Origin of the sequence: Massilia psychrophila (assembly GCF_002760665.1) — a bacterium.
Lineage (GTDB): Bacteria > Pseudomonadota > Gammaproteobacteria > Burkholderiales > Burkholderiaceae_D > JAFCUW01.
Genome location: NZ_PDOB01000028.1, coordinates 1 through 16,791, shown reverse-complemented (window position 1 = coordinate 16,791; position 16,791 = coordinate 1). Strand labels below are relative to the sequence as shown.

The 16,791-nt window shown below is 64.0% G+C and carries 14 protein-coding genes and 1 pseudogene; 3 read left to right on the top strand and 12 right to left on the bottom strand.

What is annotated here, in order from left to right; genetic code table 11:
- Positions 1–24: 24 nt before the first annotated feature.
- From mntP to CR103_RS15895, 11 genes are all read right to left on the bottom strand, one after another.
- Positions 25–585 (bottom strand): manganese efflux pump MntP, encoded by a 561-nt coding sequence (gene mntP, locus CR103_RS15945; protein ID WP_099916940.1) that lies wholly within the window; start codon positions 583–585, stop codon positions 25–27.
- 291 nt (positions 586–876) lie between these two features.
- Positions 877–3,051, bottom strand: a complete 2,175-nt coding sequence (locus CR103_RS15940) for a prolyl oligopeptidase family serine peptidase (protein WP_099916939.1) — start codon at positions 3,049–3,051, stop codon at positions 877–879.
- 137 nt (positions 3,052–3,188) lie between these two features.
- Complete coding sequence (locus tag CR103_RS15935; RefSeq protein WP_099916938.1) at positions 3,189–5,597, bottom strand: putative bifunctional diguanylate cyclase/phosphodiesterase; 2,409 nt, start codon at positions 5,595–5,597, stop codon at positions 3,189–3,191.
- Positions 5,598–6,248, bottom strand: a complete 651-nt coding sequence (locus CR103_RS15930; RefSeq protein WP_099916973.1) for a methylamine utilization protein — start codon at positions 6,246–6,248, stop codon at positions 5,598–5,600.
- A 168-nt stretch (positions 6,249–6,416) separates the two neighbouring features.
- Positions 6,417–7,814, bottom strand: a complete 1,398-nt coding sequence (locus CR103_RS23520) for a tetratricopeptide repeat protein (RefSeq protein ID WP_099916937.1) — start codon at positions 7,812–7,814, stop codon at positions 6,417–6,419.
- 223 nt (positions 7,815–8,037) lie between these two features.
- Positions 8,038–8,814 carry a metal ABC transporter permease gene (locus tag CR103_RS15920; RefSeq protein WP_099916936.1) on the bottom strand — a complete coding sequence of 259 codons (777 nt, stop codon included), beginning with the start codon at positions 8,812–8,814 and terminating at the stop codon, positions 8,038–8,040.
- Positions 8,811–9,728, bottom strand: coding sequence for a metal ABC transporter substrate-binding protein (locus CR103_RS15915; protein WP_099916935.1), 918 nt, complete (start codon positions 9,726–9,728; stop codon positions 8,811–8,813). Before CR103_RS15915 ends, CR103_RS15920 begins: the two co-directional genes overlap by 4 nt.
- 8 nt (positions 9,729–9,736) lie before the next feature.
- Positions 9,737–11,110, bottom strand: coding sequence for a putative porin (locus tag CR103_RS15910; protein ID WP_099916934.1), 1,374 nt, complete (start codon positions 11,108–11,110; stop codon positions 9,737–9,739).
- A gap of 76 nt (positions 11,111–11,186) precedes the next feature.
- Positions 11,187–11,540 (bottom strand): hypothetical protein, encoded by a 354-nt coding sequence (locus tag CR103_RS15905; protein WP_143752643.1) that lies wholly within the window; start codon positions 11,538–11,540, stop codon positions 11,187–11,189.
- Positions 11,541–11,561: 21 nt separating this feature from the next.
- Positions 11,562–12,209 carry a 3'-5' exonuclease gene (locus CR103_RS15900; protein WP_099916932.1) on the bottom strand — a complete coding sequence of 216 codons (648 nt, stop codon included), beginning with the start codon at positions 12,207–12,209 and terminating at the stop codon, positions 11,562–11,564.
- Positions 12,206–13,468, bottom strand: coding sequence for an Hsp70 family protein (locus CR103_RS15895; protein WP_099916931.1), 1,263 nt, complete (start codon positions 13,466–13,468; stop codon positions 12,206–12,208). The genes CR103_RS15900 and CR103_RS15895 overlap by 4 nt, the downstream gene beginning before the upstream one ends.
- Positions 13,469–13,634: 166 nt before the next feature.
- Here CR103_RS15895 and CR103_RS15890 point away from each other — a divergent pair, with 166 nt between their 5' ends.
- On the top strand, positions 13,635–15,644 hold the full coding sequence (locus tag CR103_RS15890) for an Ig-like domain-containing protein (protein WP_099916930.1): 2,010 nt from the start codon (positions 13,635–13,637) through the stop codon (positions 15,642–15,644).
- A gap of 100 nt (positions 15,645–15,744) precedes the next feature.
- Positions 15,745–15,969 carry a hypothetical protein gene (locus CR103_RS15885; protein ID WP_099916929.1) on the top strand — a complete coding sequence of 75 codons (225 nt, stop codon included), beginning with the start codon at positions 15,745–15,747 and terminating at the stop codon, positions 15,967–15,969.
- Positions 15,970–16,027: 58 nt separating this feature from the next.
- Here the strand turns inward: CR103_RS15885 and CR103_RS24190 are convergent.
- A pseudogene (locus CR103_RS24190) lies at positions 16,028–16,152 on the bottom strand (IS5/IS1182 family transposase); the annotation flags it as partial.
- A 457-nt stretch (positions 16,153–16,609) separates the two neighbouring features.
- On the opposite strand from CR103_RS24190, the gene CR103_RS23880 reads away from it, so the two are divergent.
- Positions 16,610–16,791 (top strand): DUF6444 domain-containing protein (locus tag CR103_RS23880; protein ID WP_307719714.1); only part of this gene is annotated, 182 nt, incomplete at its 3' end.

The window sequence follows — 16,791 nt, the reverse complement described above, 5'->3', positions numbered from 1 at the left end:
GGGCATCAAGCAGCTTGGAGCCGCTTAGCCGACGTGTTCGTACAGGATGAGGCAGCCGATCCCGACCAGCAGGATGCCGCCCGCGATTTCGGCGCGCCTGCCGGCGATCAGGCCCAATACCCGTCCAAGCATGACGCCGATGGTGACCATGATAAAAGTGGACACACCAATGGCAACTGCGGTCACGACGATGTCGGCGTCCATGAAGGCCAGCCCTACGCCGACCACCATCGCATCGATGCTGGTCGCAAATCCGGTGGCGGCCAGTACCCAGAAGGAGTGGCTGGCGGGCTTGCTTGCCTCGGCGTCCGGCTCGGCAAATCCCGCCCGTATCATCCGCACCCCCAGCAGCGTCAACAGGACAAAGGCGATCCAGTGGTCCCAGGCGGTAACGTACGGTACGGCGACCTGGCCCAAGGCCCAGCCGATGACCGGAGTGACGCCTTCGATGATGCCGAAAATGAGCCCGGTTCTCAACGCCTCACGCCAATTTGGCTTGTTGAGCGCCGCGCCCTTGCCTACGGCTGCCGCGAAGGCATCGGTCGACATGGCGAGGGAAAGGACAGCGGTAGCGGCAAGATTCAATGGGAGCTTTCAGGTCGGGCGCGGACAAAGGCGTGCCGCACGGCCCGACTGGACGCGTTGACACGCCGATGGTCTCGCCAACCTTGACGGCTACCCGTACCACGGCATGGACAAATCACCGAGTATGTTGATACGGGCGCTTCCGGGGCGGAAGCAGGCTACTCCCCAAAGGACGGCCGGATTATACCAAAATTGCCTTAGGAAATGCCGAAAATACTGACCTTTTCGAGGCTTGACTGCGCAACATCGGCTGCCCCGGAATGGGCGCGCGTGGCGCGCCCACGCAGCGCTCTATTGCGCGACGACCTTGGCCGGCTCGGCCATGTTCAACGCGCGGCTGAGGAAGCCCCAGCGGTCGGCCACTTCGTCGATCTGCTTGGAGGTCGGCTTGCCGGCGCCGTGGCCGGCCTTGGTGTCGATCCGGATGATGATCGGCGCTGCGCCCGCCTGGGCAGCTTGCGCGGCGGCGGCGAACTTGAAGCTATGGGCCGGCACCACGCGGTCGTCATGGTCGGCGGTGGTGATCATGGTCGCCGGGTAGCAGCTGCCGCTTTTCAGGTTGTGCAGCGGCGAGTACTTCACCAGCGCCTTGAACTGCTCCGGATTATCGGACGAGCCGTAATCGGAGGCCCAGGCCCAGCCGATGGTGAATTTGTGGAAGCGCAGCATGTCCATCACGCCGACCTGGGGGATCGCCGCACCGAACAGCTCCGGACGCTGCGTCATGGCGGCGCCGACCAGCAGGCCACCGTTGCTGCCGCCGCCGATTGCCAGTTTCGCCGGTGACGTCACCTTGTTGGCGATCAGCCATTCGGCCGCACCGATGAAGTCGTCGAACACGTTCTGTTTCTGCAGTTTGGTGCCGGCTTCATGCCAGGCTTCGCCGTATTCGCCGCCGCCGCGCAGGTTGGCCATCACGTACACGCCGCCCATTTCCATCCACGCCAGGTTGGCCGGCGAGAAGCCCGGCGTCATCGAGATGTTGAAGCCGCCGTAGCCGTACAGGTAGGTAGGGTTGCTGCCATCCTGCTTCAGGCCTTTTTTCGAGACGATGAACATTGGTACCCTGGTGCCGTCGCGGCTGGTGAAGAACTGCTGGCGCGTTTCGTAGCTTGACGGGTCGAAGTCGACGGTCGGGCGGCGCAGCACGGTGCTCGCGCCGCTCTTCATGTCGAGCCGGTAGATGGTCGTCGGGCTGGTAAAGCCGGTGAACGAGTAGAACGTCTCGCGCTCGCTTGCCTTGCCATTAAAACCGGTCGCCGAACCGATGCCGGGCAGCGCCACTTCACGCACCGCGCGGCCGTTGCGGTCGAATACCTTGATCATGCTGCGGGCGTCGGCCAGGTAGTTGGCGATGAACTGGTGGTTGACCCGGCTGGCCGACACCAGCGTCTGGGCGCTTTCGGGCACGATGGTTTTCCAGTTCGCCGCCTGCGCCTTGCGGGTATCGATGGCGATCACGCGCTGGCGCGGCGCCTTGTTGTCGGTGGTGAAGTAGAACACCGGACCGTCGTTGTCGATGAAGCTGTAGGCCGACTCGAACTGCTCGACCAGCGCCAGCACTGTTGAGCCGGGCTTGGCGAGGTCCTTGAAGAACACGCGGTTCTTGTGGGCGGTGCCCTGGGTCGACGAGATCACCAGGTAGCGGCCGTCGTCGGTCACGTTGCCCTGGAAGCCCCACTCTTTCTGGTCGGGCCGGTCGAAGACCAGGACGTCGGCGCTTTGCGGCGTGCCGATCTTGTGGAAGTACAGCTTCTGGAAATAGTTGACATCGGCCAGCTTGGTCGCTTCCTTCGGCTCGTCGTAGCGGCTGTAGAAGAAACCCTTGCCATCGCGGGTCCAGGAGGTGGACGAAAACTTGACCCACTTGAGGTGATCCGAAAGATCCTTGCCGGTGGCGATGTCGCGCACCTTCCATTCGTTCCAGTCCGAGCCGGAGGCGGCGGTGCCATACGCCAGCAGCTTGCCGTCCGGGCTGACGGCGGTGCCGGCCAGCGCCACGGTGCCATCGAGCGCCAGCTTGTTCGGGTCGAGCAGCACGCGCGGCGTGTCGCCCAGTTTGGCCATGCTGTAGAGCACCGACTGGTTTTGCAGGCCGTCGTTGCGGCTGTAGAAATAGCGTCCGCCTTCCTGGTACGGCACCGAATAACGCTCGTAGTTCCACAGTTTCGTCAGGCGCTGCCGGATCGCCTCGCGGCCCGGAATTTGACCCAGCACCGATTGCGTCAACGTGTTCTGCGACTCGACCCACTCGCGCGTCTCGGCGCTGTTGGCGTCTTCCAGCCAGCGATAAGGGTCGGCCACCATGGTGCCGTGATAGTTATCCTGCTGGTCGATTTTTTTGGTGGCCGGGTAGGCCACGGGACGGTACGCCGGCGCGGTGCCGGCCGGCGCGGCGCAGGTTTGCGCGTGCGCGTTGATGCCGAACCCGGCGAGCAGGCTGACAACCAGCGATGCGTTTTTCATATGCAGTGTCATTTGCATGGATGTGATCTTTCGGTGAAGATTTAAGGAGGCGAACAGGCCGGTTCGCCGGTTCGCCGCCACGTCGATATGCCGCCCCGATGATAGCGCGTTTTGCCCAGATAATGAACAGATGAAGCTCAGCTGACGGTATGGTCGGCGCTTGCATACGGCAGCGCCGAGCGCACCGGTGGCTTCCAGTTGCGGATCCAGTCGATCAGCTTGTCGCCGGGGATCGGGCGGCTCATGAAGTAGCCCTGGCCTTCGTCGCAGCCGAGGGCGGCAAGCAACTGCCACACCGCTTCGCTCTCGATCCCCTCGGCCACGACGCGCAGTCCCATGTTGTGGCCAAGGTCAATGGTCGAGCGCACGATCTTGGTGTCGCCGATGTCGTTCTCCATGTTCAGCACGAACGACTTGTCGATTTTCAGTTCGTCGACCGGCAGGCGCTTGAGGTAGGCCAGCGACGAGTAGCCGGTGCCGAAGTCGTCGATCGACAGGTCGACGCCCATCGCGTGCAGCCGCTCGAGCGTCTGCTGTGCGCGCACCGGGTCGTCCATGATTGCGCTCTCGGTGATCTCGAGGCAGAACGATTCGGGCGCGACCTGGTGGCGCTGCAGGATGTCCATGAATTTGTTGGGCAGGTCCTGGTCGAGCAGGTCGCGGGTCGACAGGTTGACCGAGACCTTCAGGTTGATGCCCTTGGCGGCCATCTCGTGGCACAGCGCCGCCGACTGCTCCAGCACCCAGTGCGTGAGCACGCGGATAAAACCGGTCTGCTCGGCGAACGGGATGAATTCGTCGGGGAACACGTTACCGCGTACCGGATGAGCCCAGCGAACCAGCGATTCGACGCCGACCACTGCGCCGGTATCGAGCTTCATTTTCGGCTGCACGTGCAGCCGAAATTCGTTGCGCTCGATGGCGTTGCGCAGTTCGGTCAGCAGCGACAGACTCGTTTCGCTCGACTTGTCGATCGCCGGATCGTAGACCACGGCGCCGTCGTTGCGCTGCTTGGCGTTGTACATGGCCACTTCGGCCATCGACATCAGTGCCTCGGCATCAATGCCGTGAAGCGGGTAGCCGGCAATGCCCAGGCCGGCGCCGATGTCGACAGTCTGATCGTCGAGCGAGAGCGGCTGTTCCAGCGCCTGCTGGATGCTGGCGGCGATCGAGCAGGCGGCGGCGAGGCTCGATCCAGGCAGCAGCACGGCGAATTCGTCGCCGCCGAGGCGGGCAACGTGGGCGCCGGCGTGCGCTTCGGCCAGCCGCAGCTGCAGCCGGCCGGCGACCTGGCGCAGCAAGGCGTCGCCGAAATTGTGGCCCATGACGTCGTTGACGTGCTTGAAGCGGTCGAGGTCCATCATCAGCACGAACACCGGCTGCTCGTGTTTTTTTGCGTCCGCCAGCGCTTCGTTGAGCAGCAGCACGAACTGGGCGCGGTTTGGCAGGTTGGTGAGCGGATCCCAATACGCCAGCCGGCTGATTTCCTGTTCGCGCTTGGCGATACCGTCGCGCATGCTGTCGAATGCCTTGGCCAGCGCGCCGATTTCGTCGTCGCGCTCGAAGCCGGACTGGGCGCGGTAGTCGCCGCGTTCGAGCCGGCGCGCGATGTCGGCCAACTGGCGCAGCGGCTGGGCGATGCGCTTGGCGGTCAGCACGCTGGCCAACGCGGCGACGACGATGCCGATGATCGTCAGCAGCATCAGGCGGTGCTCGAGCCGGGCGTATTCGCCCATCGCCTCTTCGATCGAGCGCGCCAGCATGACGCTCGCGCCCCGGTCGCCCGCGCGCCCGATGTCGACCACGCGGGCACTGTACATGTTGCCATCGATGTCGACGTCGAGCGTATGACTGGCAGACCTGTTCTGCAGGCTGGCCGCCATCGCGCCGACCGCGCCTGGTGGCACAGTGGACTCGACCGGCAGCCAGGTGCCCGCGGTGTCGCGCGCGAAAATCGCCACTTCGAGCGCCGACAGCTCCTTCATGTCGATCGCCAGCTGGCGGTCGATGGCAAAGCCCATTACCACCCAGGCGATGGTAATGGGCGCCTTGACGGGCATGACGACGATCTGGAACGGCTTGTTGTCGACCAGCGCGACGGCACTGGCGCCGTCGCCGTCTTCGGCCTGGTCGAGCAGGCCGAAGACCAGTTGTTCGAGCGCCGGAGCCTGCCTGACGCCGGTGCTGACCTTGACCTTGCGCTCGCCGTCGATCAGCATGGTGAGGTCGGCACCCGCGCGGCGCGCACTGTTTTCCAGCGCCGAGTGAATCGTCTCGCGGTCGCCGCTGCCGTCACTGCCGACCGCCTGCACGAAGCCGGTGTCGCGCGCCAGCACCTGCGCGCTGAAGCGGCGTTGTTGGGCGTTCTGCTCCATCAGCTTGCGAAACACCTTTTCGCCGTTGGTCAGTTCGGTCGCGATCGAAGCGCGCGCATTGTTCTCGATGCCCTTCTGGATCACCACCAGGCCGAGCACCTGCAAGACGATGATCAGCACCAGGAACAGCGTCGCGATGCGCCCTTCCAGGCTCTGAAAACCGAACTTCACTTAGAGGCTTTGCACGGCGGCAGGCGTGTGGGAATCGGCGACGGGCGGCTTCATGGTCAGCCTGAAACTGGCGGCGGTGGCGGCCTCGCCTGGCTTGACGGCCACGGCCTGTTCGGCATTGGCGCCGGCGGCCATGTTGAAATGCCACGCCTTGAGGGTGTATTTCCCCGCGGCGGGCAGCTCGATGCGGGCGATGCCGTCGGCATCTGACTTGGCGAAAAACGGCGTGTCGAGCACCTTGACGTAGGCAATCATGCGGTCGTGGATGTTGCAGCCTAGGACGATGGTGCCGGCCTTGTCGAACACCTGCGGCGCCGCGGTCACGCCGGAATACAGCTTTTGGTCGAATTTCTTGGCCGGCGAAAACGAATAAATATGGTGGCGTACCTTGTCGTTGTTGGGAAACGAAATCTGGCTGCCGGCCTGGACGACGGAAACCTGCGGCAGGAACTTCAGGCCGCGCTGCTCGATCTGGACCGGTTTCGGGTTCTTTGGCAGCGCTGCGCCGGCGTCGGGTTCGGCGTACAGCACGACGTCAGCCAACGGCTTGCCAAAGGCGTCATGCACCTGGACGGCGATGCCCGATCCGAACGCCTGCGCGGAGAGGATGCAGAAACAGGCCGGCACGGCGCTGCGGAAAGCAATTTTCATGAACGCAATCAATAGTTGGGCACAGGAAACCTATGTTAAGGCATCGCGCCCGTCAAATGTTGTGTTCGACGTGAAATCGCCATCGGAACTTTATGTTACTGCGCAAAAACAACGAACTCCCTGTGAGCGCAGGCAATACCGGCCCAACCAGTCTGGCCGGCCAGAATATCAGCCCGCGCGCGGACCGGTTGGCGCAATGCCGGCATGGCTTACCTGCCACTGGCGCGTCAGGTCGAGGGCCGAGCCGATTTCTGTCGGGGACAGACGCCGCGCGACGATGCTCTTGCTGGCGCTGGCGGTTTCGTCGCCGCCCTCGGCGGCCAGCAGCATCCACATATACGAGCGCACGGTGTCGCGCGGCACGCCGCGGCCACTGTCGTACATGCCGCCAAGGTTGTATTGCGCCAGCGCGTGGCCTTGTTCGGCGGCCTTGCCGTACCAGTACACTGCCAGCGCGTCGTCGCGCGGCACGCCCTGGCCATTGGCGTACATCACGCCCAGGTTGTTCTGCGCGCTGGCGTCGCCCTGCTCGGCGGCCAGCTTGTACCATTGCGCGGCCCTGGCGTCGTCGCGCGGCACGCCATGGCCATTGGCACAGGCGACGCCGAGATTGAACTGGGCGTTGGCGGCGCCCTGGTCGGCGGCGCGGCGGTACCATTCGAGGGCGCGCTGTTCGTCGCGGCCGACGCCGCGGCCGTTGGCGTACATGCTGCCCAGGTTGTACTGGGCCAGCATGTGGCCCTGTTTGGCGGAGCGCAGGTACCAGCCGAGCGCACGAGCCTCGTCCTGGTCGACCCCCTGCCCGCTCGACAGGATGACGCCGAGGTGAAATTGCGCCTCCCTGTCGCCCTGGTCGCCGGCGCGCTGCAGCCAGGCGACGGCGCGCAGCGGATCGGCGCGCACGCCGAGTCCGTCGGCGTAGGCAACGCCCAGATGGCGCTGCGCCATCGGGTCGCCTTGTGCGGCGGCCTGGCGGAACCAGCACAGCGCCTGGGCGTCGCTCGCCTCGACGCCCAGGCCGCGCTTGTACATCAGCCCAAGATTGAGCTGCGCCTGCGAGTCACCCTGCACCGCCGCCTTGCGGAACCAGGCCATCGCCAGCGGATAATTAACGGTGGCGCCATGGCCGTACAGATAGCATTCGGCCAGCAGATTCTGCGCGCTGGCGACGCTTTGCTCGGCGGCGCGGTAGAACCAGGCCAGCGCCATGTCGTAGTTCTGTTCGACGCCGCGGCCCTTGCGGTACATCTGGCCGAGGTTTTGCTGGGCCGAGGCGTCGCCCTGGTCGGCGGCGTGGCGGAACCAGTAGGCGGCCTCGGGGTCGCTTTTTTCAACGCCGCGGCCGTTGTAGTACAGGGCGCCGAGGTGGTTTTGGGCGAAGGCCAGCCCCTGCTGCGCCGCCTGGCGCAGCCACTTGAAGGCGGCCGCGTAATCGCGCTCGATGCCCTCGCCTTTCTTGTACATCAGGCCAAGGTTGAACTGGGCGTAGGCGTCGCCGAGCTCAGCTGCCTTGCGGAACCAGACGTAGGTCTGGTAATTCTCGCGTGAAATATTCTGGTGGTTCATGCTGATCCTCCGGCGCCCGGCCCGTGAAAACGCAGAAATATCGGGGCAGGACAAATATGAAAAAACGTCAAGCGAACTCATAATTATTGCTAAAAGTTTAATATATTGAACACTATCGATGTTTGACTGCGCACAATCGTGCTTGCGGGAGAAGCGCATTTATCACATCAAAAAACCCCGCGGTGATCGCTCACGACGGGGTTTTGGTTTCGCCTGGAAAGGTTTAGGCGGACGCGGCCGCAGTAGACCTGGCGGGACCGGCGCTGTAGACCAGCATCGCCAGCAAGCTCAGGCACCAGACGATGAGCGCGCCGGAAGGCAGGTCAAGCACGATCGACAGCACCAGGCCGCTGGCATAGCCGCCGATGCCCAGCAGGTAGGCGAACACCAGCTTGCGGCCGGGACGGTAATGGCGCACCGCCAGGCTCGGCACGATCAGGCTGGCGAACACCAGGTAGACGCCGACCAGTTGCACCGATACCGTGACCGCCAGCGCGAACAACAGGTAAAACCCGAGCCGGGCCAGCCGGTCGTTGAAAAAATACAGGACACCGAGAGTCACCGCCGCGCCCAGTGCCGGCATGGGCAACTGCGCGTAGCTGACCCACAGGATCTGTCCGGCCAGCAGCTCCTGCAAGTGTTCGCCACCGTGCGGATTGTGCGCCACCAGCAGCAGGCCGGCGCTGGCGGCAAGAATGAACATCACGCCGATCTGCGCTTCCTGCACTTCCGGCCAGCGCTTTTCAGTCCAGGTCAGCAGCAAGGCGCCCAGCACGGCGGCGCTGCCGGCCGCCACCTGCACCGCCCAGCCGTGCGGGTCGAGTTGCCCCGAGCCGGCGATGATGACGCCGAGCGCGGCGATCTGGGCGATCGCCAGGTCGATGAAGACGATGCCGCGCTTGAGCACCTGGGCGCCGAGCGGAATGTGGGTGGCGAGTACCAGCAGGCCAGCCAAAAAAGCCGGCAGCACGATCGTCAGATCGGAAAAAACGAGATTCATTTATTCGCGTCCAACAGGCGCTGGACCGTCACGTCGAACAGGCTGAACAGGTCCTTCGCCTTGTCGTCGCCGCCGACGGTGAACGGTACCAGCACCGCCGGGATCCTGGCGCGTTCGGACAGCCACTGTGAGGCGCGCGCGTCCTGGTAGCCGGCGCGCAAGACCATCTTGGCAGGCCTGCGCTGCAACTGCGCCAGCAATTCGCCCAGGTGGGCCGCGCTCGGCTCGACGCCCGGCTTCGCCTCCAAGGTGCCGACCTGGTGCATGCCGAGCCAGCCCATCAGGTATTCCATGTTCTTGTGGTGCTCGACGACGGCGACGTTGCGCAGCGGCGCGGCCTGCTTTTCCCACCTCAGTATGGCGGCGTTCCAGCGTGCGGAAAAATCACGCTGGCGCGCTTGAAAATAGGCAGCGTCTTCGGGAGCGAGCTCGGCCAGCCGCTTGGCCAGCGCACCGGCAACCAGCGCGATGTTGTGCGGATTTTGCTGGATGTGGGGATTGCCGGCGGCGTGGACGTCGCCCTCGCTGCGGTCGAGCATGGTAGGGACATCGATCCTGGGAACCAACGATCCGGCCTCGAAGTAACCGGATTTGCCGGCGGCGATCTTTGGGTTGCCTGATTGCTGGACCAGCGCCGGCAGCCAGCCCGCTTCGAGCTCCAGGCCGGTGCACACCAGCAGGTCGGCGTTGCGGGTGCGGGCGATCAGGCTTGGCCGCGCTTCGATGCGGTGCGGGTCTTGCAAGCCGTTGGTGGCGCTCGAGACCTTGACCTTGTCGCCGCCCAGTTCGCGCGTCAACGCTTCCCATTCCGGTTCGCAGGCGAGCACGTTCAGGGTGGCGGCGTGGGCCGAGGCCGACAGCAGCGCGCAAGCGCCCAGCACCAGCGCGGACAGCAGTTGATGAGTGTTTTTCATGTCGGCTCCTAAAACGCGTGGGCCGCGTGCGTGCCCAGACTCATGATGTATTGAAGGAAAATCTGATTGTCGACCGCGCCTGGACGCGACCCGTCGCGGGCGAACTGCAGGCGCAGGCGCGAAAATTCCGACGGACTGTAGTCGAGCATCACGCTTCGCCGCGACGGCGAATAGCCGGCCAGCAGCGGGAAGGGATCGGCCAGGCCGATCGACGGCGTGTTCGATGCCAGCTTGTCGTAGCGCAGGCCGGCGCGCCAGTTCGGCATGAACTGGTAGACACCCTGCAGGTACCAGCCGGACTGGGTGCTGTCGTAACTGCCGGCGGACGCGCCACTGGCCACGCTGCTAGTTAATTCGCCGCTCTCGTGGCGGCGCAAGTATTCGCCCTGCAGCTTGAAGTTTTGCTGGGCCGGGTTGCCATTCGGCGCCCACTTGTAGATCGCATCAAGAATGAGCATGCGCGAGCGGCCCGAAAACGCGCTCAGGTTGCCGCCATGTTCACTTGGGTCCCCGAACTCGCGGTTGGCGGCACCCGTGCGCAGCAGCGACAAGCCGGCGCGCCAGCTGCCTGAGGCGCCGATGTCGTCGCCGACGTGGGCATACAGCGCCGCGGCGCCAAACCCGTTCTTGTTGCGGTCGTTGCCCGGAAAGCTGGCTCCACTGCCTAGCTCGACGCCGATTTCGACCAGCGTGTCAATCGGCGCCAGCCATTTGGCTTGCACGCCGTCCGGCTTGTACTGGCCGCCGAGAAAGGCCTGGTAAGCCAGCGGCGCATCGACGAAGTCCCAGGTGTGGGCGTGCCGGTTGTTGAGGTAACCGACCGAAGACAGGAAACGCCCGGCTTTGATGTTCAGTCCATTGGCCAGCGCGCGCGTCTGCACGAACGCTTCCTCGACCCCGACCGTGTCCTCGCCCGACAGCGCAAACGTCAGCTGGCCGGAAAACATCGGGTCGATATTGGCCGCCATGGTCAGTTCCGATTCGCCCAGGTTGAAGCCGCGCCGGCCAGGGCCGGCCTCGCCGCCCGCCGGCAGGAAGCCCTGCAGCCGGTATTGTTGCGGATCCTGCGACAGGTTGGCGTAGGTGCCGCCGAGTATCAGCGAGATGTTCGGGTTGAAGGCGTTGCCGGTGGCAGGCGCGGCTGCGGCTGCGGCTGCGACTGCGGGGGCTGCCGCCAGCGCTGCGTTCTGGGCCTGGGCGGTAGCGGCCTGGGCATCCTGCAGGCGCTGCTCGAGCGCCTGCAAACGCGCTTCGTACGATTGTTTCATGTCGCGGATCTGGGCGCGGATGGCGGCCAGTTCCTGATCGTCGGCAGCGTTTGACGCTAAAGGATTAAACAGTGCGGCAGCAAGCGCCGCGCTCAATACGGTAGGTTTGAACATTGAAACTTCCTTGCAAGCAGAGAAGGGCGAGCCGATGCCCGCACAAGTGCGCGGCGGCTCGATGGCATTGTCGTGTCTAGGCGAAGGAAGGTGGTGCGCGCGGCTGGAACACGCAGGTGGTGCGCGCACAGCCCGGCTGGGTGGCGGTCGGGCCGGTGGCGCATGCGGCGGTGCAATCGAAGGCGCAGCAGCGTGGCGAACTGCCGAGCGCGCTGGCGATCTGGGCAAACGCCAGGCATTGCTCGCACGTCTGGTCCTGCGCGAAGGCGGCGCCGACCCCGCGCGAATCCGGCCCGCTGCCAGCTGCGTCGAGCTGGGCAGCGTCATCGCGCGAACCGGCCCAGTGCGTCATCGCGTGCGACATCGCCATCTGCTGCGACAGCAGCAGCAGCAGCGACAACAAGACTCGAATGATGGATCGGCGGTTCATGATGCCGATATTGTAATGCGATCAGTCCGCAGCGGCGGAATTTTTTGCACTGGCGTATTTTTCGAGGTAGGCCGGCACTTTTGCGGCGCTCAGTTTATTGACCGACACCAGCAATGTCGGCTCGACCTGATCCATGCCGTAGGAGCGGCCGAGGTGGCGGGCGATATGGATCAGCAGCTCGGCGCCGACCTCGGCGTCCGATTCGGCGCGGTGGGCGGCGCTGCGAAAGCGGATGCCGAGCTGGCTCGACAGCGCACCGAGTTTGTAGCTGGGCATGCCGGGGAACAGGCGGCGCGACAGTTTGAGCGAACACACCAACGCCTGGTGGCTTGGCGCCAGGTCCAGCCGCCCCGCTTCGGCGATCAAAAATTTCTCGTCGAAACTAGCGTTGTGGGCCGACAAGGTGTCGCTGCCGATAAAATCAAGCAACTCCGGCAGCACCCGCCGTACTGGCGGCGCGTCGTCCACCATCTGCTGGCTGATGCCGGTCAGCGCGGTAATAAACGACGGTATCCGCGCATTGCAATTGATCAGGGAAACATAGCGCTCGGTGACCTGGCCGCCGACGATGCGCAGCGCCGCCACCTCGGTGATGCGGTCGCCCATGGCCGGCGACAGTCCGGTGGTCTCGAAGTCGAGCATGACGATGGGATGATCGAAGACGCTCATGCCGCCCCCGGCCCGAATTTACGGACGGCGTCGAGCGCCAGGCCCGAGCCGATACTGCCGAACAGGTCGCCTTCGACCTTGCGCGCCGCCGGCAGCAAGCCGCCGATGCGTTCGCGCAGAGCAATCACGCCACTCGAGCCGCCGGTGAAAAATACCGTGTCGACGGCGCCCGCGGCCACGCCGGCGTCGGCCAGCAGTTTGAGCACCGTCTGGTCGACCGAGTCGATCAGGTGCCTGACGGCGGCATCGAATTCGTGGCGATGCAAGGTCAGCGAATGGGGCGGCTTGAGACGGTCGAGCTCAAGGCTGACGACCGGCGCATCGGACAGCGCGATCTTGCCCTCCTCCACTTTCATCGCCAGCCAGTGCCCGGCACGCTCCTCGATCAGGCGCTGCAGCCGCGCCACTTTATCCGGCTCGCGGGCATCGCGCACAACGTCGGCCAGTTGAGTCCAGGTCTTTTTGGTATAGGCCAGGTTGATCGTGTGCCAAGTCGCCAGGTTGAAATAGTAGCTCGAAGGAATCTCGCTATTGTTGCTCATCCGGCTGCCGTAGCCGAGCAGCGGCATCACCGACGACAGGCTCAGGTACTTGTCGAAATCGGTGCCGCCGATGTGCACGCCGCCAGTGGCGAGGATGTCGTCGCGGCGCTCGAGCCGGCCGGCGCGCTCGGGACTAAGGCGCACCAGCGAGAAGTCGGAGGTGCCGCCGCCAATGTCGGCGATCAGCACCAGTTCTTCGCGTTCGATGCGCGACTCGTAGTCGAACGCGGCGGCGATCGGCTCGTACTGGAAGGCGACGTGCTTGAAGCCGACCGAGCGGGCGACCTCGGCCAGGGTGTCTTCGGCCAGCTGGTCGGCTGAGGCGCTGTCGTCGATGAAAAACACCGGGCGGCCAAACACCGCCGAATTGAATTCGTGGCCGGCAGCGCGCTCGCCGCGCCGCTTGACCTCGCCAATGAAGTGGGCGAGCAGCACGCGAAACGGCACGGCCCGTCCGCCGACCTCGGTCTGGCCATCGATCAGGCTGGTTCCAAGCAAGCTTTTAAGCGAGCGCATCAGGCGCCCTTCGTAGCCGGCCAGGTAGTCGGCCAGTGCCGCCCGGCCATAACTGACTTCCTCGTCGTCGGCGTTGAAAAACACGACCGATGGCAAGGTCGGCTTGCCGTCCTCGAGGGCGAGCAGGGTCGGCCGGCCGGGACTGACCAGTCCGACTGTGGAATTTGACGTGCCGAAATCGACGCCGCAAGCGTTCGCCATGTGACCCTTTATTGATTGAGGGGCGCGATGTTACCAGATTCAGGCGATCGGGGCGAATCTGTTTTGCAACGCAGCACGCTAAATTGTTGCTATCAATCAAATAGTTGCGATCACGAAAAATATACGCTGTACGGATTCCACGCCGGATAATTTACAGGGGAACATCTTGAGAAATCAACAATATTGCGCTGCCGCGCTTGTCGCCACCCTACTGGCGGGCTGTGGCGGCGGCGCCAGCGACGCCCAGGCTCCGCTCGGCTGCACCCTCGGCAACCCCGTCAATTGCGGCGGCTCGATTGCGCCGCCCACGCCGCCGCCGCCGACACCGACGCCGCCGCCAAGCGCGGCCGACCCGGCGGCCAAGGTGGCCACGGTCAGCCTGGTCTTTAGCAGTAATGAACTCGCCTCGGCCGGTACGGCCGGTAGCGAGGTGACCGTCACCGCGCTGGCCAAGACGGCGCAAAACACCGCCGTCGCCGGCGCCAGGGTCGAGTTCAGCGCCGATTCCGGCTTGCTGGCGGCGGGCACCGTAATCACCGACGCCAGCGGCAAGGCCAGCGCCACGCTCGGCACCGGCGGCGCGAAGATGAACCGGCCGATTCAGGTCAGCGCCAAAGCCGGCAGCCAGAGCGCCAGCGGCGTGGTCAACGTGACCGGCACCCGCCTGACGTTGAGCAGCCCCGCCTTCATGAACCTGGGCAGCTCGGCCGACCTGATCGCGACCTTGGTCGACTCGGCCGACCGGCCGATCGCCGGCGCCACCGTGCTCGCCAGCACCGCTATCGGCAACGGCGTGCAGGTCGCCGCCAAGCCCAGCGACAGCCGCGGCCAAGTGACGCTGCAGTTCAGTGCGTCGAAACGCGGCAACGAACAGCTCACCCTGAACGCGTTGGGCGCCAGTGCGACCCGCTCGATCCTGGTCGGCGGCAGCGACGTCACCTTGACCCCATCGGTGGTGGTCGATACGGGCGGCACCGAATCCCTCTCCCAAGTGGTGGTCGGTTCGTGCGCGCCGGTCGGCGGCAGCTACATGATCGGCGGCGCCGGCCAATCCGGCAGCGTCACCCTTAACGCCTCGCGCGGGCAACTGTTCCGCGACCCCGGCTGCAGCACGCCCCTGGCCGGCCCGATGACGCTGGTGGGTGGCGCCTTTCCGCAGACCTGGATCCGGTCCGACAATGCCGGCGTGAGCTCGATCGAGGCGCGCGTGACCGGCGGCCCGAGCGGCAGCACCCGGGTCGAATTCGTTGCCGCCCTGCGTGACACCGCGCGGGTCAACCTGCAATCGGATGTAGCGCTGGTCGGCAGCGGCGAACGCAGCACGCTTATTGCGGTAGTGCGCGATGGCACCGCGGCCAACAACCTGGTCAAGGGCGCCACGGTGCAGTTCTCGATCCTTGCCGATCCAAGCGGCGGCAATCTGCTGGCGCCGCTTAGCGCGGTGACCGGCAGCGACGGCATCGCGCGCGCCGTGTTCGTCGCCGGGCCTGCCGATGGCGGCAAGAACGGCACCGTGATCCAGGCCCGGATCGCCGAATTGCCGACCGCAACTGGCGTCACCAGCCTGACCGTCAACAAGAAGGCCCTGTCGATCCAGTTTGGCACCGGCAACCAATTGGTCGAGTTCTCGACTGCGGTCTTGCAGAAGGAGTTCGCGGTGTTCGTCTCGGACAGCGCCGGCAACCCGGTGCCAGGCGTGGCGATCAGCGCCGCGGCCTGGCCGACCAGCTACAGAAAAGGCTATTACGAATGGGTTGAACCGTTCCTGCAGAATCCGGACGGCACCCTCTCTTCCAACCGCGGCGAAGGATCCTGGCAGGTGGCCGATCCGAGCCATGTCTGCGCCAACGAAGACGTACAGCGCAAGGGGCTCTACGAGGCCGCCTACGACGCCAACAACAACGGCGTGCTGGAACCGGGCATTCCGCTATCGGTCACCGCGACTGGCAAGACCGACGCGCTTGGCATGACCACGGTCACCATACGCTACCCGCGCGACCGCGGCACTTGGGTCAAGGTCGAGTTGACGGTCAGCGGAACCGTCGCCGGCACCGAATCGCAGGCCCGCAACGCGTTCTGGCTGCCGCCGCTGGCCAAAGACCTGACGGCGAAAACCGTGGCGCCGCCCGGCCGGATCAGCCCGTACGGCATGCAATCGTGCACAAGTGCCGATTAAACATGGGATAAGGTATTGCCCTGCACAAAATATGTTGTAATTATGCAAGTTTACACATTGCACTGGACCACTCAAAACCCGGACTGGTCCAGCCCGCCTGATGACAAACCCGACGCCGCCTTTGCCCACCACCACCGCCAACGTCAAGGCGTTGGTTGAATGTAAAGCGCGGCATCGCCTGACGGCCGGCCGAACTGGAACTGGCCGCCGCGCCCGCGGCGAATTGTCGGCGGCTGACTTCGACGACGTCGACGGCATCGCGCCAGCCGGCTGGCTCAGCTACAAGCTCCCAACCCTGAACCAGCTGGCGGCGCTGGCTGCCTGAACGGCCTACCGTCGTTGCCGACAAAACAGTTGCACAGTGTTTCTCTCCAAGCCGCGACAGCGTGTTTCACCGCGACGTGCCAGGCCGCGCTTTTGCCAGGATTTTTTCGCCTTTTTCAACGCCTTGAAAGCCAGCGTCGCCCATTGCTGCGACTTCATCACCGTACAACAGCGCGTGTGCCGGCGGCAATTCAACCTTTGGATAAAACGGTGCGATCAGTTCATGCAATTGCAACCAATGAGTGCCTTTGTCGATCATCGCAAGGAAGTGCTGACGCCGTATCAATTTCTTCTTGGCCATATTTGCAAGGTCGGAAAAATTCTTAAACATAATTAACGGGATAACGGTCGGGATACCATTACCGCAGCAGGTCCTGCTTGCGGACCGAACAGATGCTGCGAGCAATAATTATTGCTGACTAAACGTACAAGGGCCATTGACTTAATTGCTAATTCCAGAGATTTAACATATCTCAAATAGAGAACCATGTGCAAAGCGATACTACGCAGCGGATGGTGGATATTTGTAGACTGAATGACACGAATATTTATTCAGATAGACACTACATTCTCATTTAAATCTATTCCCGTGACTGTTCAGCGTGAGGCGTACCGTGCGAAAAAGGTTGTAAACAATATAGATGCGGTCCATCATGCTGGTCATGAAGAAAAAGCCGTCCCCGCCTGATTTGACCAACCTCACCCGTGGTGAGCTTGAAGTCATTATCGTGACGTTGTGGGACCGCCTGGTGGCACTGGAAACGAAGGTCGACAAGAATTCGAGCAATTCCAGCAAGCCACCTTCTTCCGACGGACTCGTCAA